At 58.7% G+C, this 19,809-nt stretch carries 18 protein-coding genes and 1 tRNA gene; 9 read left to right on the top strand and 10 right to left on the bottom strand.

Features of this window, described 5'->3' with window-relative positions; all coding sequences use genetic code 11:
• Window positions 1-305 precede the first annotated feature (305 nt).
• Window positions 306-2,033 (bottom strand): type IV-A pilus assembly ATPase PilB, encoded by a 1,728-nt coding sequence (pilB, locus tag ACVOKO_RS06455; protein WP_346498111.1) that lies wholly within the window; start codon window positions 2,031-2,033, stop codon window positions 306-308.
• A 121-nt stretch (window positions 2,034-2,154) separates the two neighbouring features.
• On the opposite strand from pilB, the gene ACVOKO_RS06450 reads away from it, so the two are divergent.
• From ACVOKO_RS06450 to ACVOKO_RS06430, 5 genes are read left to right on the top strand one after another with little or no spacing between them, the layout of a single operon-like run.
• Entirely contained in the window at window positions 2,155-3,012 is an 858-nt protein-coding gene (locus tag ACVOKO_RS06450) for a glycosyltransferase family 2 protein (protein ID WP_346498110.1), read from the top strand.
• A 27-nt stretch (window positions 3,013-3,039) separates the two neighbouring features.
• The gene (locus ACVOKO_RS06445) at window positions 3,040-3,858 is read left to right on the top strand and encodes a class I SAM-dependent methyltransferase (RefSeq protein ID WP_346498109.1); all 819 of its coding nucleotides are present in this window, start codon (window positions 3,040-3,042) and stop codon (window positions 3,856-3,858) included.
• Window positions 3,855-4,799, top strand: a complete 945-nt coding sequence (locus ACVOKO_RS06440) for a lysylphosphatidylglycerol synthase domain-containing protein (RefSeq protein ID WP_346498108.1) — start codon at window positions 3,855-3,857, stop codon at window positions 4,797-4,799. Before ACVOKO_RS06445 ends, ACVOKO_RS06440 begins: the two co-directional genes overlap by 4 nt.
• On the top strand, window positions 4,796-5,626 hold the full coding sequence (locus ACVOKO_RS06435) for a class I SAM-dependent methyltransferase (RefSeq protein ID WP_346498107.1): 831 nt from the start codon (window positions 4,796-4,798) through the stop codon (window positions 5,624-5,626). The genes ACVOKO_RS06440 and ACVOKO_RS06435 overlap by 4 nt, the downstream gene beginning before the upstream one ends.
• The gene (locus ACVOKO_RS06430) at window positions 5,613-6,791 is read left to right on the top strand and encodes a glycosyltransferase (RefSeq protein WP_346498118.1); all 1,179 of its coding nucleotides are present in this window, start codon (window positions 5,613-5,615) and stop codon (window positions 6,789-6,791) included. The genes ACVOKO_RS06435 and ACVOKO_RS06430 overlap by 14 nt, the downstream gene beginning before the upstream one ends.
• Window positions 6,792-6,843: 52 nt before the next feature.
• On the opposite strand, the gene ACVOKO_RS06425 is transcribed toward ACVOKO_RS06430, so the two are convergent.
• The 3 genes from ACVOKO_RS06425 to ACVOKO_RS06415 all read right to left on the bottom strand — a co-directional run bounded on the left by ACVOKO_RS06425 (window position 6,844) and on the right by ACVOKO_RS06415 (window position 9,652).
• The gene (locus ACVOKO_RS06425; RefSeq protein ID WP_346498106.1) at window positions 6,844-8,733 is read right to left on the bottom strand and encodes a hypothetical protein; all 1,890 of its coding nucleotides are present in this window, start codon (window positions 8,731-8,733) and stop codon (window positions 6,844-6,846) included.
• Window positions 8,724-9,128, bottom strand: a complete 405-nt coding sequence (locus ACVOKO_RS06420) for a pilin (protein ID WP_346498105.1) — start codon at window positions 9,126-9,128, stop codon at window positions 8,724-8,726. Before ACVOKO_RS06420 ends, ACVOKO_RS06425 begins: the two co-directional genes overlap by 10 nt.
• A gap of 101 nt (window positions 9,129-9,229) precedes the next feature.
• Entirely contained in the window at window positions 9,230-9,652 is a 423-nt protein-coding gene (locus tag ACVOKO_RS06415) for a pilin (protein ID WP_346498104.1), read from the bottom strand.
• 347 nt (window positions 9,653-9,999) lie between these two features.
• On the opposite strand from ACVOKO_RS06415, the gene ACVOKO_RS06410 reads away from it, so the two are divergent.
• The 3 genes from ACVOKO_RS06410 to coaE are packed head-to-tail and all read left to right on the top strand — an operon-like array spanning window position 10,000 to window position 12,797.
• Entirely contained in the window at window positions 10,000-11,256 is a 1,257-nt protein-coding gene (locus ACVOKO_RS06410) for a type II secretion system F family protein (RefSeq protein WP_346498103.1), read from the top strand.
• 3 nt (window positions 11,257-11,259) lie between these two features.
• Window positions 11,260-12,126: a prepilin peptidase gene (locus ACVOKO_RS06405; RefSeq protein WP_346498102.1), complete on the top strand. Its 867-nt coding sequence runs from the start codon at window positions 11,260-11,262 to the stop codon at window positions 12,124-12,126.
• A 56-nt stretch (window positions 12,127-12,182) separates the two neighbouring features.
• Window positions 12,183-12,797 carry a dephospho-CoA kinase gene (gene coaE, locus ACVOKO_RS06400; protein ID WP_346498101.1) on the top strand — a complete coding sequence of 205 codons (615 nt, stop codon included), beginning with the start codon at window positions 12,183-12,185 and terminating at the stop codon, window positions 12,795-12,797.
• A 401-nt stretch (window positions 12,798-13,198) separates the two neighbouring features.
• On the opposite strand, the gene ACVOKO_RS06395 is transcribed toward coaE, so the two are convergent.
• From ACVOKO_RS06395 to ACVOKO_RS06370, 6 genes are all read right to left on the bottom strand, one after another.
• Window positions 13,199-14,539, bottom strand: coding sequence for a sensor histidine kinase (locus tag ACVOKO_RS06395; RefSeq protein WP_346498100.1), 1,341 nt, complete (start codon window positions 14,537-14,539; stop codon window positions 13,199-13,201).
• Window positions 14,532-15,209 (bottom strand): response regulator transcription factor, encoded by a 678-nt coding sequence (locus tag ACVOKO_RS06390; protein WP_057629745.1) that lies wholly within the window; start codon window positions 15,207-15,209, stop codon window positions 14,532-14,534. Before ACVOKO_RS06390 ends, ACVOKO_RS06395 begins: the two co-directional genes overlap by 8 nt.
• Window positions 15,210-15,357: 148 nt before the next feature.
• Window positions 15,358-15,822: a hypothetical protein gene (locus tag ACVOKO_RS06385; RefSeq protein ID WP_346498099.1), complete on the bottom strand. Its 465-nt coding sequence runs from the start codon at window positions 15,820-15,822 to the stop codon at window positions 15,358-15,360.
• Window positions 15,823-16,042: 220 nt separating this feature from the next.
• Window positions 16,043-16,918: a 30S ribosomal protein S6--L-glutamate ligase gene (gene rimK, locus ACVOKO_RS06380; protein ID WP_346498098.1), complete on the bottom strand. Its 876-nt coding sequence runs from the start codon at window positions 16,916-16,918 to the stop codon at window positions 16,043-16,045.
• A gap of 145 nt (window positions 16,919-17,063) precedes the next feature.
• A tRNA-Gly gene (locus tag ACVOKO_RS06375) sits at window positions 17,064-17,137 on the bottom strand.
• 243 nt (window positions 17,138-17,380) lie between these two features.
• Complete coding sequence (locus ACVOKO_RS06370; RefSeq protein ID WP_346498117.1) at window positions 17,381-19,168, bottom strand: autotransporter outer membrane beta-barrel domain-containing protein; 1,788 nt, start codon at window positions 19,166-19,168, stop codon at window positions 17,381-17,383.
• A gap of 178 nt (window positions 19,169-19,346) precedes the next feature.
• Here ACVOKO_RS06370 and thiS point away from each other — a divergent pair, with 178 nt between their 5' ends.
• A complete protein-coding gene (gene thiS / locus ACVOKO_RS06365; RefSeq protein WP_346498097.1) occupies window positions 19,347-19,547 on the top strand; it encodes a sulfur carrier protein ThiS in 201 nt (66 codons plus the stop codon).
• The last annotated feature ends 262 nt before the right edge of the window (window positions 19,548-19,809 follow it).

The following is a 19,809-nucleotide window of genomic DNA, read 5'->3' as shown; positions in this document are numbered from 1 at the left end:
GCATGGCTCGGCACTACAGTGCGGGATTGCTGGTAAAGCCTCTGAGCATGGCTCGGCACTACGAGTGCGGGATTGTTGGTAAAGCCCCTGCCGAGCATGGCTCGGCACTACAGTGCGGGATTGCTGGTAAAGCCTCTGAGCATGGCTCGGCACTACGAGTGCGGGATTGTTGGTAAAGCCCCTGCCGAGCATGGCTCGGCACTACAGTGCGGGATTGCTGGTAAAGCCTCTGAGCATGGCTCGGCACTACGAGTGCGGGATTGTTGGTAAAGCCCCTGCCGAGCATGGCTCGGCACTACGGGGGCTTAGTCCTTGGTGACGCGGTTGATCTCGGCCAGGCTGGTGGTGCCCTGCGCGGCCTTAATCAGCGCTGACTGGCGCAGGTCATTGATGCCGATCTTCTGCGCAGCGTCGGCGATATCCATCGCGTTGCCGCCCTGCAGGACGATCGCCGCGATGTCATCGGTCATCGGCATCACCTGATAGATACCGGTACGGCCCTTGTAGCCCTCCGTACATTCATCACAACCCACCGGCTCGAACAGATTGATGCCCTTGGCGATCTGCTCAGCGGTATAACCCTCGGCCAGCAATGCATTCTCCGGCAACTGGGTCGGACGCTTGCAGTTCGAGCACAGGCGCCGCGCCAGGCGCTGGGCAATCACCAGGGTCACCGACGAGGTGATGTTGTAGGGCGCGATACCCATGTTCATCAGACGCGCGATGGTCTGCGGCGCATCGTTGGTATGCAGCGTTGACAGCACCATGTGACCGGTCTGCGCGGCCTTGATCGCGATTTCCGCGGTCTCAAGGTCACGGATTTCGCCGACCATGATGATGTCCGGATCCTGTCGCAGGAACGAACGCAGCGCGGCAGCGAAGGTCATGCCGCGTTTGTTGTTCTGCTGCACCTGGTTCACACCGGGCAGCCGGATTTCAACCGGGTCCTCGGCGGTGGAGATATTGCGGGTCTCGTCATTGAGGATGCCCAGCGCGGTATATAGCGACACCGTCTTACCCGAACCGGTCGGCCCGGTTACCAGCACCATGCCGTAAGGCTTGTGGATGGCATCCAGGAACAGCTTCTGCTGGTCCGGCTCATAACCAAGCTTGTCGATGCCCAGCTTGGCAGCGCTGGCGTCAAGGATACGCAGCACGATCTTTTCGCCGAACAGCGTCGGCAAGGTACTGACACGGAAATCGATCTGCTTGCTCTTGGACAGGTTGAGCTTGATGCGACCATCCTGAGGCACCCGCTTTTCAGCGATATCCAGCTGCGCCATCACCTTCAGACGCGCGGCGATACGCTGGTTCAGCTTCACCGGCGCCTTGGCGACGCTCTTGAGCAGGCCATCGATACGGAAGCGCACCCGGTAATCATCTTCATAAGGCTCGAAGTGGATATCCGAAGCGCCCTTGCGGATGGCATCGACCAAGGCTTTGTTGACGAACTTGACGACCGGGGTGTCATCGCCTTTGGCATCCACACCGGTGTCGCCACCGCTGCCCATGTCCTCGTCACCGGCGGCGACGTCCAGGTCGCCCATGCCCTCATCGTCACCGCCAAGGCTGTCGCCCAGCGAGTCGTTGCTGGCCAGCCACAGGTCCAGGGTGCGGCGGATCTGCTCCTCGTCGACCAGGATGGGCTCGACCACCAGGTTGGTCTGGAACTTGATCTCATCCAGCTGCTGGGTCGGGTTGCTGGTACCCACGAACAGCTTGCCGCCACGCTTGAACAGCGGCAGCACCTGATGCCGGCGCAGCAATTCCTCGCTGACCAGCTTCATCGCGTTCTGGCTGGCATCAAACACCGACACATCCAGCAAGGGCATGCCGAATTCCATGGCGTTGGCAGCAGCCATATGCGCGGCGCTCACCAGCTTCTTGTCAGCCAGCCACTGCGCCAACGGCACCTTGGCGTCGCCTGCCTGGGTCATGGCCGTACGGGCAACAGCCTCGTCCAAGGCACCATCCTGGACCAGCCGGCGGGCGATGCCGGTGATTCCGACGAGGTTTACGTTGGCAACATTCATTGAGGCGTCCCCTGAAAGCAGCCCCCAGATTACCTCAAGCCCCTGTAAACCGTCAGTCCATCCGCACCCAGGCCGGCAACCCGGCTACTATGGCGGCGGGGAGAACTACCGGTAATCAAACGTGCGTGAACTGAGCATCATCCTGCCTGCGAAGAACGAGGCCGAAGGGTTGAAACGGACCCTGCCCGAACTGCGCGCAGCGTATCCGTCCGCCGAGATCATCGTGGTCGATGACGGGTCAACCGACCAGACCGCCGCCATCGCCCGCGAACAAGGCGCCAGCGTGCTGAGCAGCCCGTACTCGATGGGCAACGGTGCGGCGATCAAGCGCGGCGCCCGCGCCGCGAACGGCCAGATCCTGGTCTTCATGGACGCCGATGGTCAACACAGCGCTGGCCATATCGCCCAGCTGCTGGCCAAGCTGGACGAAGGCTACGACATGGTCGTCGGCGCCCGCGACAGCAGCGGCCAGGCCAATCTGCATCGGGGCTTGGCCAATGCCTTCTACAACAAGCTTGCCAGTCATATGACCGGCCACCGCATTGACGACCTCACTTCCGGCTTCCGCGCCGTGCGCGCCGAGCGCTTCCGCGAATTCCTGCACCTGCTACCGAACGGCTTCAGCTACCCAACCACCAGCACGATGGCGTTCTTCCGCAGCGCCTACCCGGTGGCCTATGTGCCAATCCCGGTAGCCAAGCGTGTCGGTAATGGCAGCCATATCCGGCCGATCAAGGATGGCATAAGATTTTTGCTGATCATTTTCAAGATCGCGACGCTGTATTCGCCGATGAAGTTGTTTGGGCCAATCGCATTGACCTTCTTCATGACAGGCGCTGCCTACTACGGCTATACGTTTGCGACTGTGCATCGGCTGACGAACATGAGCACTTTACTGTTCAGCGCCGCGGTCATTATTTTCTTGATCGGACTCATTTCAGAGCAGATAACCAATCTTACTTATCGTCGTGACAGCTGAAGGCCAAGCAGATACCAGTCCAAGCACATGAAAGATCAGATTCCAGCAGAGCAGACTACTTATTCTGAGAGAATGGGGGTCATAGCACCTGCCTTGGGGTGGGCGCCGCCGCTTCGTTACCTGCTGCGCCGGGCACGCATTCTGTCCCTACTCAAGAAATGTCGCCCGCCCGCAGCACTACTGGAAATCGGTTGCGGTGCCGGAGCACTATTGTGCGACCTGAGCCGCATGGGTTACGACGCAAAGGGGCTTGAGACCTCTTTGAAGGCACTTTCGATGGCGACACAGCTGGCGAATGCTGTACAAAGTACACACAGCGTGCTGGCGAGCCCTGAGTCTGGCTGGCACGGAAAATTCGACATCGTTTGTGCTTTCGACGTCCTCGAACATATCGAAGACCACGATGCCGCACTTCAAGAGTGGCTGCAATGGCTTAGCCCCAAGGGGTCTCTGATTATTTCAGTGCCAGCTCACCGATCACGCTGGGGAGCCGGCGATGTGTGGGCAGGCCACTGGCGCCGCTACGACCATAGCGAATTGAGAGAATTGATTGCTGCGCACGGCCTGAAAATTGAGTACTTCGAGTGCTATGGATTCCCCCTGGCAAATGCTACTGAAGCGCTGGGCAATATCGCGTATAAAAGAATGCTGAATAAAGCGGAGAGCCAGTCAAAGGGCGATGCCACCGCCTCCAGTGGCGTAGATCGCCGCAGCTATCTTAAATTGAACAGGTGGATCAACACCTTGTCAGGTAGAGCAATCATATCCTTAGCCGACGGCTTGCAGTCTTTGACCAAAGGCCGCAACTGGGGCAGTGGCTACCTTGTCATGGCTAGTCGCCAATGAAACTTGCGTGGCGAATTTGCAGCCTCCTGGTGTCGCTGGCGTTAGGCGGATATTTCTTATGGTTCTGCTTGCAGCACCTGGACCTCAACACTCTGATAGCAACGCCAAACAAGACAAGCGTGCTCGGCGCACTGCTCGCGGCCAGCCTCTGTTACACAGCCATATATCCTCTGACTGGACTGGCGTGGCGCCAACTACTTCTGCGCCAGGGACAGAACTGGAGTCCCACGCAACTCACCGTATTTATCGGCATTACCCAACTGGCGAAGTATGTGCCCGGAAACATCGCGCAGCACATCTGCCGCGCGGCCTATTCGTTCAAGCACGGGATGCTGATGCGGCCATATGCCACGACAATCGTCCAGGAAACCTTGCTGGCCGCAGCCGCCAGCGTTCTGATCGGCATATTATTTCTGGCACCGGCGACTTGGCACTCTACCGTAGGCCATTACAGACCCGTCCTCCTCACTGCTCTAGCTTTGAGTTGCATTGGCATTCTTATTTTCTGCATCAATGTACCCCCAAGTAGTGCTCGCAAAAATGGACCTATAAGCAAGTTCCTCTACATGACTGGCGGCCTCCCCGGTCCGTCAACTACGCTAAAAGCACTGGCCGCATACAGCTGCAATTACCTGATCATTGGTATTGGGATATGGCTGCTGGCACTGGCGCTTAGTCTATCCAGCGTAAGCTACGGGACCGCCACTTCTGCTTTCGCCATAGCGTGGATCCTTGGCTTTCTGGCTCCTGGCGCACCTGCTGGCCTTGGCGCGCGCGAGGGCGTAATGCTACTGGTACTGACAGGAAATGGCAGTGATGAAAAAATTCTCCAGCTGGTAATGCTCTCACGAGCCAGCACCATGCTTGGCGATCTGATTGTCTTTTCGGCCAGCGTACTACTTTCCAACCATATAAATAGAAAAAAGCAGATGCTGACATGAGAATAGACCTGGAGCCAACCGGCGAACGCGTCATTGAGGATGTGTACATGCATTCAATCGGAGCTTATACGATCTATGCAATGCACGCCGCCAGCTACGGCTTCGTCGAGAAACTGTGCAGTGAAAAGAAGGTGCTCGACCTTGGTTGCGGCTCAGGATACGGCGCCATGCGCCTTTCCAAGACTGCGAACGAAGTACACGGCGTAGACGTCGCGGAGGATGCAATTTCATACGCAAAGGAAAGATTCAAAAATGCGAATCTGCACTTCCGTAAAATTGACCCCAGCAAACAGCTCCCGTTCGCTACCGCCTCCTTCGATGTTGTACTTTCATTTCAAGTCATAGAGCACGTCAGTGACGAAGATGGCTATCTACGCGAGGCCAGGAGACTTCTCAAGCCGGGCGGCACCTTGGTCGTCATCACACCCGACAGAAAGAACCGATTGCTCCCAGGTCAAAAGCCATGGAACAGATGGCATCTGCGCGAATATGACATGAGCACTCTCGTCAAACTCATCAATCGGCACCTGACGGTGACACAGGCATTGCAGATGGGAGCCCGCCGGGAAATTGCGTCCATAGAAATAAAGCGATACTCACGCACCAAATGGCTCTGCCTTCCCGCCACACTCCCCGGCATGCCAGATTTTATCCGTATCGGTGCGCTCAACCTTGTCCACCGTGTCATCGGGAAATTCAAACCAGCCCACTCCGTTGCAATTCAAAAATTCGAGTTCGATGAGCACGACTTTATCATTGGCGAGAACCAAGAGAATTCCCTGAATTTGGTTGTAACAGCACAGCTTGCAAAAAATGCCAGAGACTGAGCCACCCATCAAAAAAATATATATCGCTGGCGCGGGATTGCGCGGAGACGGCTATCCGAATGCGTGGAACACAGTAAAAATACTTACCTGCCTGGACGATTTAGCTGTAATCGACCACAGTTGCTGGCTACCCCAAGACGTCAAGCTGTGGAAACTCGCTAGTGGATCGAAAGCAGACGCCTTGGTTGGCGTCACAAGAATTGCTAGCTCAAATCTTATATCGCTTGCCAAACTGCTGGCACGCACTCCAGCCAGAAGCCTCACTTACGTCCCGTACCCAGGAATATTCATTCTCTGGCTGGCATCATGGCTACCTGAAAGAATCCGCCCACGATTCATTTGCGACGCCTATATAACCGTATGGGACTCTCTGTATCAGGATAGAAATCTCGGAAACAGCAAGAGCACCGCTTCTCGAATACTGCTCTCCATTGAGTCGCGTGCACTTCGCACCGCTGAAATGGTAGTTTCAGACACAACCAAGAACGCCGAACACATCAGCCTTACATTCGGCGTGGCGCGGGACCGGATTCGCGCCCTGCCCTTGGCGCTGCAACCGCTCCCCGACCGCCCTCGCCCGCCCAAAAAAAACGATGATGACAACAGGGTGAACGTCATTTTCGTTGGAACTTTCGTGCCCCTGCAGGGAACCACCTTAATAGCGAAATCCATCCACGCCTTGCGCAACGCCCACGATATCGAGTTCACGTTGATCGGAGATGGGCAGCAAGCGACCGACGCCAGTCCTTGGCTTGGAGCAAATCAGTCCGTCACATGGCTACGCGCATGGCAACCAAAGGAAGTTATCGCCAAGAATATTGAGCAATCGGATATTTGCCTCGGCGTATTTGGCGGGGACGGCAAGGCAGCCAGAGTGCTGCCATTTAAAATCTACTCAGCCCTCGCTGCAGGCAAGCCTGTCATATCACAGGACAATTACGGTTTACCGGAGAACACTCCGCCCCCCCCTCTAATGGCAATCTCAAGCGATGTAGATTCGCTGAGCAGTGCCATCCAGACGCTAGCTAATGCGCCGGACCAAAGAAGAGAGATGGGTGCCGCCGCCGCCGTTTATCACCAAAAATACCTATCCAGCGAAGCGCTTACGCTCATCTGGAAAGGAGTTATTAATAAACTTATAAACTCAACTGCACCAGAACAGTGAATTTACTCAACGCATAGCGGACTCGAAAGACAGCGGTGCAATCCACCAGTATCTATTGTAGCTTGCGCGACTTCGCCGCCTCAATATCCAGCCAATCCGCCACATCTGAATTACCCCCTTCCCTGAGGCGCTCACTTAACGACTGCAGATACCCCGGGTAAGGGGCGGCACCATCCACTGCCCGCACCAGCAAGCGTTTAGCCCGCGCCGTGTCATTCTGATATTTCAGCGCATGAAGCGCGACGGCCCCATAACTATACGGCGGCATTGGTTTCCGCTCAAAGAGCATGTCAAAAGCACTAGACAGCGCAGAATCATCCATCCTCACGCCAGCCATACGTCGATCTAGCAAGCGAAACATGGCGCCCACCGTTTCGTGACCAATAGGTCGATCCCGAAGGCGAAACTGCAGCCGACTCCACCACTCCGGCTTGACCGGCAGGTTGTTCTCAGCATGCAACAGAATCAATGACTGCTCCGCAAGAACAGTCGCCCAGTCCATTTTCGATTCACGCTCCAACTCAGCGACCGCAAAACCAAAAAATGGCGAATCAACATCACCGTCCGACATCGCGTTGTATAAAATCCCGAGATCTTGCGCAGCACGTGCTGAATCAGGATTCACGTGCGTCAACTCCGTTGAAAGCAGCAGCACGTTACCCCAGGTAGCTGCCCGTACTACCCCAAGAAATCCCACACCCAACACCAGCGCTGCGACAGCAGCTATTTTTATACCAGGGCCGTCGCGCACAGGAATACGCCGCACCAGGTCAGCTGCCGCCAACAGAATACCCAATATCGCAAAGTAATTCCTATGCTCGAACACCAACTCCAGCGCCAATACATTGCTAGTAATTGCATGACTGACAAAGAACCACAACAGACCCAAACTAAACAACGGGGCACGCCTGCGGAATATCCAAGCGACTGCAAACAGCGCAAGCAATAGGAGCGCACCGGCAATAGTAGTAATCGGCTCAAACAGCCCACGTGACGCCTGAAGATCATCGTAATAGAACGACATGAGCGCAGGCGAGGGAAATAGAATCTGCCCGAGATACATCGGTAGCACACGAAGCTGAGTCAGCACACGCTCGCCAGCGGTGAAATCGCGTATCGCATAGGCTTGCGGAGCCGTGTAGGCCGGAATCACCACCGCAACAAACACGACCAACACGATCAAGCAACCGATCGCGTAACCCCAACGCCAAAATCGCTTTTGAGCTGATGTGTACCCATCAAAGCGGAGTAGCGTCAACTCCAGCGCCAATGTGTACAACGGCAGCAACAACGCAGTTTCTTTCGCCCCGAGCGCCATTAACAGCAATGGCGCGCACAGAGCAAGCCACACCCAGCCTCGGGCACCCTGTATCTGCGCCTGGCGACCACGCAAGTAAGCCAACAGCGCCAGCAAGACAAACATCAGCGACAGGGTTTCCATGCGCTGCACTACATATAGCACGGTGGAAACTTGCAAAGGGTGCACGGCCCATAGCAGCGCAATTGCAGCAGCTGACCAACGCAGAAGCCGCCCCACCCCCGCCAAAGCGAGCAATCTGACACATAGTGCATACACCAAGATTGTATTTACCAGGTGAACTAGCAACCCACCCAGTTTCCAACCCCATGGATTTAAACCATCGAGAGCATAATTAAGTGAAAAGCTCAACATCGCCAGCTGGCGACCAGTACCGCCTGGATCAAAGCTAAAGGCAGCTCTCCACAGCTCGCCGAAGCCAAGAGCCTCGACATGCACCCTGCTGTTATCCACCAACGCAGGAAAATCATCAAATATGAAAGGCCCGCTCAATCCTGGCCAATAAACAGCAGCAACCACCACCGCTAATGCAGCCAACCCAACGGAGCGAATTAACGCCATACGACCGACCATTCCCAGCCCTTTAATCGCTAAGCGCATCTCGCCAAATATAATCAGCTGCAACCAGCCGGATACAGCTTGGATGAGATACTAGCATCCACTTTACATTGCCAAGCCCCGGAAGCGGAACGCGCAATCTCAATAGTCTTTCCCGCGATCAATGGACTGCCTTTCAAGCGGCAACGGATAAACCCCGCATCTCCCGAGTCCATTGACAGATCGCACCGCGGCGTAGTCGGAGGAAGCCCAATATCAACAAGATCGAAGGTTGCAACGCTCTCGACAAGCACATGCGATTCGAACCCTGTTTGGCCACCACGAATGTCAGCCAGACCCGCAGTAACCTGCGCCTTCGCTACGTAATTCTGGTATGCCGGCAACGCTACTGCCGCCAGAATAGCAATAATTGCAACAACGATCATCAACTCAATCAAGGTGAACCCTTCATTCCTGCTCATCCCCCCCCCCCCTTTCTATCGAATCGATATACCAGAAGTCCAATTTTTAACAAAAAGAAAGGGGCGATATCCGCCCCTTTCCTTACAACAAGTAATAAAAATTACTTGGTGCAACCAGCCGGCAGGAACTTGGAATCAACAGCACCGGTTGCGGTGCAGTTCCATGCGCCAGAAGCGTCACGGGTCAGCAGAACAACCGAGCCGGCGACCTTCGGATTGCCCTTCAACGTGCAAGAGATCTTCTGGTTTGCAGCATCTGCCCAAGCGCCAGTTACAGCGATAGCGCAACGCGGGGTAGAGGAAGCCAGACCCAGCGAAAGCGCGGTCGGAGCGGTGGTCTGGGTACCCGACTGGATGCCCTCTTCGAACGCGGTGATACCACCACGAATGTCAGCCAGACCAGCGGTGACCTGCGACTTGGCGACATAGTTCTGGTAAGCCGGCAGCGCGATGGCGGCCAGGATGGCGATGATCGCAACAACGATCATCAGTTCGATCAGCGTAAAACCCTGCTGCTTCTTCATTAGGTACATCCCCTAGAGGTTTTTAATAGTTGACGAGGGTGAAAGCCGCATAGGCAGACTCCCTCCCATGCGGGGTAGTGCAAAGCAGGATGCATGCCAAGTTTCAGACAGCTCCCCAGCTCCCCACCACAATGATGGCAGCAACGCTCAGGAATGGAAGCCCCCAGCTCCGGTTTTGCCCGCCACACCCCTTTGTGACGCAACACGTCACTTTGTGACACACCCCGCCTTTCGATAGCAACAATCGCTCTGAGCCGGCTATTGGATACGTGCCAGTTCGTATCGAAGCAGATACCATGCAGACAGATGCCCGGCCTGGGGAAGGCTTGGGCGGGGAGCCCAAACCGATGTCCGCCACTCGTAATGCAGTCAAGAACGACCCCATAGCGCGCAACACCAATCAGTTGCTGCCGTTTGTCTGGGAGGGAACAGACAAACGCGGCGTGAAGATGAAGGGTGAGCAGCAGGCAAAGAACCTGAACATGGTTCGCGCGGAGCTGCGCAAGCAGGGAATCACCGCGACCGTAGTAAAGCCAAAACAGAAGCCTCTGTTTGGCGCTGCCGGCTCAAGAATCACGGCCAAGGAAATCGCGTTCTTCAGTCGCCAGATGGCGACAATGATGAAGTCCGGCGTGCCGATTGTGAGTTCGCTTGAAATCATCGGCGATGGGCAAAAGAACCCACGGATGAAGAAGATGGTCGGCCAAATCAGGGCCGATATCGAAGGCGGCTCGTCGCTTTATGAGGCGATCAGCAAGCACCCGGTGCAGTTCGATGAGCTGTACCGCAACCTGGTGAAGGCCGGCGAAGGCGCCGGTGTACTGGAAACCGTGCTTGATACGGTTGCTAACTATAAAGAGAACATCGAAGCGCTGAAGGGCAAGATCAAAAAAGCGCTTTTTTACCCGGCGATGGTTGTTGCCGTAGCGCTGTTGGTGAGCTCCATCCTGCTGGTTTGGGTGGTGCCGCAGTTCGAGGACGTGTTCAAGGGCTTTGGCGCCGAACTGCCTGCGTTCACCCAGATGATTGTGGGCCTTTCGCGATTCATGGTCGCATGGTGGTGGCTCATCTTGATCGTCCTAGTTGGATCAATAGTTGGCTTCCTATTTGCCTACAAACGCTCGCCAGCCATGCAGCACACGATGGACAAGCTGATTCTGAAAGTGCCTATCATCGGCCAGATCATGCACAACAGCGCAATCGCCCGGTTCGCGCGCACGACTGGCGTGACCTTCAAGGCCGGTGTCCCGCTGGTTGAAGCGCTCGGCATCGTTGCTGGCGCCACCGGCAACAGCGTCTACGAAAAAGCGGTTCTGCGAATGCGCGACGACGTCGCCGTCGGCTACCCGGTCAACATGGCGATGAAACAGGTCAACCTGTTCCCGCACATGGTCATCCAGATGACCGCCATCGGCGAAGAAGCCGGTGCGCTGGACGCGATGCTGTTCAAGGTTGCCGAATATTACGAGCAGGAAGTGAACAACGCGGTTGACGCGCTGAGCAGCCTGCTGGAACCCATGATCATGGTATTCATCGGCACCATCGTCGGCGGCATGGTCATCGGCATGTATCTCCCCATCTTCAAACTGGCATCCGTGATCTAACACATGGCATTTCTCGACCAGCATCCCGGTCTCGGCTATCCCGCCGCGGCCGGACTGGGACTGCTGATCGGCAGCTTCCTCAACGTGGTGATCCTGCGCTTGCCCAAGCGCATGGAGTGGCAGTGGAAGCGCGATGCGCGCGAAATCCTCGAAGAGCCCGATATCTATGAGCCGCCGCCGCCGGGCATCGTGGTGGAGCCGTCGCACTGCCCGCACTGCAAGCACAAGCTGAGCTGGTACGAGAACATTCCGCTGTTCAGCTGGCTGATCCAGCGTGGCAAGTGTCGTCATTGCCAAGCGCCGATCTCCATCCAGTACCCGATCGTGGAACTGGTCACCAGCTTGATGGTGCTGGCCAGCGTCTGGCAGTTCGGCTTCGGTTGGCAGGGCTTTGGCGCCATCGTGCTGAGCTGCTTCCTGGTCGCGCTGTCAGGCATCGACCTGCGCACCCAACTGCTACCCGACCAGCTCACCCTGCCACTGATGTGGCTGGGCCTGATAGGCAGCATGGACAACCTCTACATGCCCGCCAAACCGGCGCTGCTTGGTGCCGCGGTCGGCTACTTGTCGCTATGGACGGTGTGGTGGTTGTTCAAGCAGATCACCGGCAAGGAAGGCATGGGCCATGGCGACTTCAAGTTGCTGGCCGCGTTGGGCGCCTGGTGCGGACTCAAGGGCATCCTGCCGATCATCCTGCTGTCCTCCCTGGTCGGCGCCATTATCGGTTCGATCTGGCTGTACTCGCGCGGGCGCGACCGCGCCACGCCGATTCCATTCGGCCCCTACCTGGCCATCGCAGGCTGGCTGGTCTTCATGTGGGGCGACCAGATGATAGGCGGCTACATGCGCCTGGCAGGGCTACAGCAATAATCAATCACCAGCGACAATGGCCCCTTCGAGGGCCATTGTTGTTTTGGAGTCATTGCATGAGCAATTTCATCGTCGGACTGACCGGCGGCATCGCCTCGGGCAAGAGTGAAGTCAGCAGGCGCTTCGAGGCCCTGGGCATCACCGTGGCCGATGCGGATGTTGCAGCGCGCGAGGTTGTCGCGATTGGCAGCCCCGGCCTTGCGGCGATTGCAGAACTGTTTGGTGCCGAGGTTCTGCAGGCTGACGGCAGCCTGGACCGGGCCTACCTGCGTCAGCGCGTATTCGCCGATCCCGATGAACGCCGCGCACTGGAAGCGATCACCCATCCGGCCATCCGTGCCCGCGTGCGCAGCATCTGCGAAGCAGCGAGCAGCCCCTATTCGATTGCAGCCATTCCGCTACTCACGGAAGCCGGAGGCAGACCAACCTATCCGTGGCTGCAACGTGTTCTGGTAGTAGACGCACCGGAAGAAGTCCAGCATGCACGCCTGCTCAGTCGCGACAATATCGATGCGGCACTGGCCGAGCGCATGATCCAGGCGCAGGCCAGCCGCGCGCAGCGCCTGGCATTGGCCGACGATGTGATCGTCAACGATGGCCATCCTGATGCGTTGCAGGCACATATCGAAGTGCTGGATGCGCGTTATCGGAAGCTTGCGGCGCCGCGTTGATTCAAGCCATCCGCCGGGGCGCCCTGATCCCTGCGCCGCACCTCAAATGCAGCTCGTCATGAGCAGCCGCGATATCGAAATTCAGCCGGAATCACTTGGGGGTACGGGCCTGCTACGTGCCCGTGGGGGCGGCGCAAGCTGCGAAGTTAGCGTTATCGTAATCTCTTCATCTGATGATTTCTTTGCTTCGCGGCTTACGCCACTCCTACAAAAAAATCTATGCCGGTGGCCTTGCGTCGGTTTGCGGGTGACTCGAATGCTCACGTGCATAGCATTGCGCTCTGCTCCCCTGCCCTTGCGACAGTGCCAGGTCGTTCGATCAACAGCGCAGCTGTGGCTCGCAAACTGCTCCTCTCACCACGCACGCACGCAGGAGGCCAGCACCTCTGCGATCACCATGATCAGGGCAGTTCAGGCGCAAATGTCAGCGTCGCAATCACTCCGCGCTCCTTGCCCGGCCGGATATCCACCTGCCAGCCATATAGCGCGCACAGTCGGCTGACGATCGACAAACCGATCCCCCCGCCCTGCGAATGGCCAGCGTGGGTGCCGCGATAGCCGCGCTGGAACAAGCTTGCAGCATCTTTCTCGCTCAGCCCCGGGCCGTTGTCGATGACTTCCACCGCATTTGCCCCCACCCGCACCAGCACCCGACCTTCCTGCGAATACTTCACCGCATTGCCGATCAGGTTGCCCAGCGCCACCGACAACGCCGACTCTGGCGCATCGACTACCAGCTCGCGCGATCCTTCCAGCACCAGCTCCAAGGGCTTGCCACCGAGCTGGGCGCGGTGCGATTCCAGCAACTGCTCGGCAACCCGGGCGACATTGCTGCTGCCCTGCGCGCGCTCGTTGCGCGACAGCAGGAGCAATGAGCCAATCAAGTCACTGCACTGCTGTTCGGCGCGCTGGATGCGCTGCAGACGCTGCAACACTTTTTCATCCAGATTTGGCCGGGCCAGCAACAGCTCGGTAGCACCGCGGATCACAGCCAGCGGCGTACGCAGCTCATGGCTGACGTCGGCATTGAACTCGCGGTCGCGCTGGACCACTTCGGTCAGGCGCTCGGAATAGTCATCCAGCGCCTCAGCCAACTGGCCGACCTCGTCGTCCGGAAAACGCGGTGCCAAGGGCTCGGGGTGCTTGGCACCGCCACGGTAGGCGCGCAGCCGGGATGCCAAGTCGGACACCGGCCGCATCACCCGCGAGGCGGACCACCAGCCCAACACCCAGGACAGCAGACTGAAGATGATTACCGACAGGAACAGCGCGCGGTTGAGTTGCTGCTCACCACGAAGCGCCTGGCCCATGTCGTAAGCAATGAAGAACCACGCATCCGGTGTTTTACGCACACCTACCTTGTAGGAGAAAGGTTTGCCTTCGGCATCCTCGCCATTGATCGTATGAATGCCGTCCTGCAACCCTTCCCATTCGGGATAGTCACGGCGCAGCCCGTCGAGCTTGTCCGGCCGGAACAAAAAGGCCCGCATCTGCTGCACCGGAGCAACCACATCGGTGCCGCCACTGCGCATGTAGCTCTGCCAGGAAGCGTCGAGGTTGCGATTCATCACATCCTCTACCAGCTGGTTTTCCACACGCATCCGCGCCCAGTTCGTGGCGAAGGCGAACAGCGTGGTCAGGCAGAAGCCCAACAATACGAACGAAACGATGATGCGGCTGCGCAGACGCCGACGGTAGCGCCCACGCCTGCGCACGACCTCAGGCAGGACTGTTTCAGGCATCGGGTGCAGAGATACGGTAACCAATGCCATGACGGGTCTGGATCATCGGCACTTCGAAGGGCTTGTCCACCACCGCACGCAGGCCATGGATATGCACGCGTAGCGAATCCGAATCGGGCAGCTCCTCACCCCAGACGCGGGTTTCCAGCTCCTGACGGGTAACCACAGCAGGCGACGCTTCCATCAACGCCTGCAGGATCTTCAGTGCGGTCGGGTTGAGCTGCAGCAGCTTGCCCTGCCGGCGCACTTCCAGTGTATCCAGGTTGTATTCCAGGTCCCCCACTTCCAGCACGCGGGTATGTGCACCCTTGCCACGCCGCGACAATGCGTTGAGCCGCACTTCCACTTCCTGCAGCGCGAACGGCTTGATCAGGTAGTCATCGGCACCGGAATCAAAACCGGCCAGCTTGTTGTCCAGCGAGTCGCGGGCAGTGAGCATGAGCACCGGCGTCTGCTTGCGTGCATCGTTGCGCAGCTTGCGGCAGACCTCGATGCCATCCATGCCTGGCAGGTTGAGATCGAGCACGATCGCGTCGAACTCGTGCACCACGGCCAGATGCAGGCCGGTCACGCCATCAGCGGCGAAATCGACCGTATGCCCGCGATCCTCAAGGTAGTCACCAAGATTGGCGGCAATGTCACTGTTGTCTTCGATTACAAGAATGCGCACGTGGGCGATTACCTTATGTCTTGAAAAGTACAGGCGGACTCAAAAGTCCGCTTGCGAGGAATTACAGCACACCCATCGTTAACTTCTTACATCCGGATGACGGCCGGTAGCCACACATTTATGCAGCTACCCACCTGCCAATCAACACTCAGTTGCCGACTTTTACGTCCTTGCCACTCTGCATAGACCGCATATAGCTCTGAGAGTTCTGCTTCATGCGCTCACGCTCGGCGACTGTAAAACACTGGCTCGTTGCCATCTGCGAGCCAAGAGTCTTCTCACGGCGACAGATCAGCCGGCTGTCTTCCCGTGCCTGGGTAAGCAAATTATTGACAAGTTCCTGGTCGTTGAAGGCCGCGACTTTTTTCTCGGGTGAAAGCGACTCGACGCTACCTTCACCGACGAGTGAGGACATGCGCTCAAGCGCCTCGAGCACCCGGCCGCGGTTCTCGGCAGATATCTCGCTATAGACCTCCCCACCCCGCAGATCGGCTTGAACCTTCTGCTGCTGGACCTGGAAAGACTCGCCGGAGCGCAAGGGAAGCTCTGCAGGCTTCGCAAAAACCACTACAGGGGTAGCCAAAACCAATAAAAGCAATAACTTACGTGCCATACCGACTCTCTCAGTGGATTTGACTAACTCTAGCGCTGCCGTCGTCATACAACAACAGCAGGGCAATCGGGCAAAAACAAGGCCCTGGCGAGAACCGCCAGGGCCTTAAAAATTCCCGATCACCGGACCCACTGAGGAGGGCTGGGCACAGTGGAAACAGGCTAGGGCCAGCCGGATTAAAGGCTTGTTAAAACCATGCAAACAAATTGCATTCCCGGCCTCAACGCTTGAGGCTGGTCACGTATTCGATCATGCGCCCGGCAATATCGTCCCCCGACACCCCTTCGATGCCCTCCAGCCCAGGGGTCGAATTGACCTCCAGCACCAGCGGCCCGCGCTTGGAGCGGATCAGGTCGACGCCGGCAATCCCCAGGCCCAGCGCCTTGGCCGAGCGCACCGCCACCTGCTGTTCGGCCTTGCTGCACTGCACCCGTTCGGCACTGCCGCCGGCATGAAGATTGGAACGGAAGTCACCGTCCTGAGCCTGCCGGCGCATGGTTGCCACTACCTGGTCGCCCACAACAAGGCAGCGCAGGTCCGCGCCCTGGGCCTCGGCAATGAACTCCTGCACCAGAAAGTTGGCGTACAGCCCCCGCAGGGCTTCGACGGTGCCCTTGGACGCGCTGAGCTTTTCTGTGAGGATCACCCCCCTGCCCTGGGTACCTTCGCTGAGCTTCACCACATGCGGCGGCGGCCCCAGCATCGACAGCAGGTCGTCGGTATCGTCCGGGTTGTCGCCAAACACCGTCACCGGCATGTCGATACCCTTGGCGGCGAGCAGTTGGTGGGCACGCAACTTGTCGCGCGCGCGCAGGATCGCATCGGAAGGATTGGGGGTGCGTGCGCCCATCATCTCGAACTGCCGCAGAACGGCCGTGCCATAGCGGGTGATGGACGCACCGATACGCGGAATCACCACGTCTATCCCGGTCAGCGCCTTGCCCTTGTAGTGCATGCCAAAGCCGCTGGACGTGATGCGCATATAGCAGCGCAGCGGATCGAGTATGCGCACCGTATGGCCACGCGAACGGGCGGCTTCGACCAGGCGGCGGGTCGAGTACAGCTTGGTATTACGGGAAAGAATGGCCAGTTTCATCGCGGCGGGAGTGGTCTGTAGGCGCGCAGCATATCGCGGCGTTACCGGTTCCGGATGATCTGAAACGAGGAGTTTGCAGCAGGACTTCAGCGCACGGTTGGCAAGCCTGTTGCTGCCCCCGACCCCTTCGATAATCGGCCAAGCATGGAGCGGGCGAAGGGAATCGAACCCTCGTCAGTAGCTTGGGAAGCTACAGCTCTACCATTGAGCTACGCCCGCGTTGGCGAGCGTGAAGTCTATGCGCCACGCTGGGACAAAGCAACGCCCGCAACTGTCCGTTTCCGCCGCTCCCAGGCCGCCTTGCGCGCCTGATCGGGTACCACTGGCGTTGCCCGGAAAGGCGGCACCAGCACCCGTCCTGCAGGCACATCAGCTGTTACCCCACATGCAAAAAGAGGCGATGCCGCAGATGCGGCACCGCCTCCCACACACAACGTCGTAGTCAATTGCTACTACGGCAACTCAGAAGCTGCCGCCGAAACTGGCGAACACGGTCGCATCACGTGCGGACTTCTGCATCGTGGTGGTGCTCAGGCCGATATTGCTGTCCAGGCCCCACAACTTGAGGCGGGCGCCAAGCACGGCGGTGGCGTAGTTGCGGTCGAACTCCAGCCCCGGCACCTTGTACATGCCCACGTCGGCCAGGGTCTGCAACCAGGCACCGGCCTGCTTGCCGTCCTCGAACTCGTGGTCATAGGTGACCTGCACGTACGGCTGCACGCTGGCGCCGTCGAAGCGGGCCTGCCAACCGATCCGGCCCACGGTCGAATCCAGGTCCTGGTCGCCATAGCCCAGCGCGGTGGCGCTGGCGTTGCTCTCCACATAGCCGTCCAGCTTCACCTTCTGCCAGATCACCGCCGCTACCGGACCGTGGCGGAAGCCACCGGCCTGGCCGAACTCGTAACCGGCATTGATGGCTGCGGTCAGGTTGCTGCCGTCCGGCGAGCCCTTGTGCTCACGGGTAGCCGGGCCCAGCTGCACTTTGCGGGTCACGTCATAGCCCAGCCAGCTGTAGCTCAACTGGCCGTTGACCCAGGCGCGCTCGCCGTACCAGCCAGCGAACAGGCCCAGGGTGGTGTCGTCCTGGGTGAAGTCACCCTTGCTGTTGCCGAAGTCGGCGTCCATGCGGCCGTAGCCGGCAAAGCCACCGAGCACCAGGCCGTCGCGCGTCCAATCCACACCGAACAAGCCAGCCGGGGCCATGCCGTCGTACAGGTCGGCATGTGCATAGCGCTGCATGTCGCCACGCAGGTTGCCCCACCAGCTCAAACCATCAGCGGGGCGCGGACCCACATGTGCACCCACCTGATCGGCGCGGGCGCGGCCGGTGGTCTGTGCCGAATGGCTCAGCACCTGCTGCAGGCGCGGTGCTTCCAGCACCGAGATGGCGTACTGGCCGAGGATCTGATGGGCAGCGGTGGTCGGGTGCACGCCATCGGCAAACACATAGGTGTTGTTTGCATTGGGTGCTGCCAGGCTCAGCGGCGAGCAGGTGACCGACGAGGCCGAGGTGCAGGCCATGTTGCTGACGTTGGTGAAGCCATAGGTGCCGGGGTTGCCGACGATTTCCTGCAGGATGGTGAAGGTATCCACCGGGATAACCTGCAGACCGGCCTGCTTCAGGCCACCAAACAAGGCATCGTTGTAAGCCTTGGCCAGCGCGGTGCCCTGCGCCATGCCCATGGCACCGCCGGCGCGCGAGGCCGGGGTCAAACCGATATCGGGCAGGTTCGGCACCATCACATACTCGGCACCCGCAGCCTTCAATGTGCCGACAATACCGATCTGGTCGGTCACGGCTGCACCGATGATGGCCTGCGCCTGCGCCGGTGCGGCCTGCACCGCAAACAGATCATTGGCACCGCCCCACACCGTGTACAGCGCATTGGCGTCGGCCTTGCCGCCATTGGCAGCCAGATAGGTCGCCATCTGCGTCTTCATCGATGGCGTCGCGCCCAGCGCACCCACCGAGTCCACACCCACGCGGGCACCACCGACGGCGTAGTTGTCACCGGTCTGGCCGTTGCCGTTGGGGCTGGCATTGGTGCCGTACTGGTCGGCCACATAGTCCGCCCACACCCAACCCGGGTTGGTGGTGAAGCGGCCAACAAGGGCGGCATTCGGGTCCAACTTCATCAGCACCGGGCGGAAGTAGCCGGTATCGGTCAGGCTGTCACCGAAGAACACCGTCTTGGAATACGGCGACTGCGCCATGGCCGGCGCTGCAGCCAAGGCGATGGCAACAGCCACGGCAGCGCGCAGCGGGCGAAGGGATAGGGACATGTTCAACTCCTGGGTGGGGAAAACCGGCGGACATACGCCGCCGCACGTTGTTATGTTTTCATTACTGCGTAAGACGCACACGCTGCGCTGCCGCAAACTGTGCCCGTGGCTGGGCTTTTGGGGCGGCGCTGGCGAGAATGGCGACATGAACATTCATCTGAATGGCGAACTCCGCCAAGTCGAACCTTCCCTGTCATTGATCGAGCTGCTGGCCGCCGAAGGGCTGGGCGAGCGCCGCGTGGCGGTGGAGATCAACGGCCAGATCGTGCCGCGCAGCCAGCATGCGGCCCACCCACTGCAGGACGGTGACGTGGTGGAAATCGTGCATGCGCTGGGTGGTGGTTGAGGGTCGCGCAGCGGTAGTGCCGAGCCATGCTCGGCAGAGGCGTTCCCAGCGATGTTTGAAATGCTTGTGGGAGCGGCGTAAGCCGCGAAGCTAGCAGCGTTGAAAGCCCCCTCCCCCTCGCTGCACGAAAGGCAGGGAGCGGTGGCTTGCTTGCTCGCTTCACCTGTAGAGCCCAGCCATGCTGCGCTGGGACATTGCCGGTCAGGCCTCTGCCGAGCATGGCTCGGCACTACGGGTCGGCGGGATGGGTGATAATTCGGGC

The organism is Stenotrophomonas sp. STEN240 (genome assembly GCF_056756175.1).
This window is presented reverse-complemented; position numbering and strand designations above follow the sequence as displayed.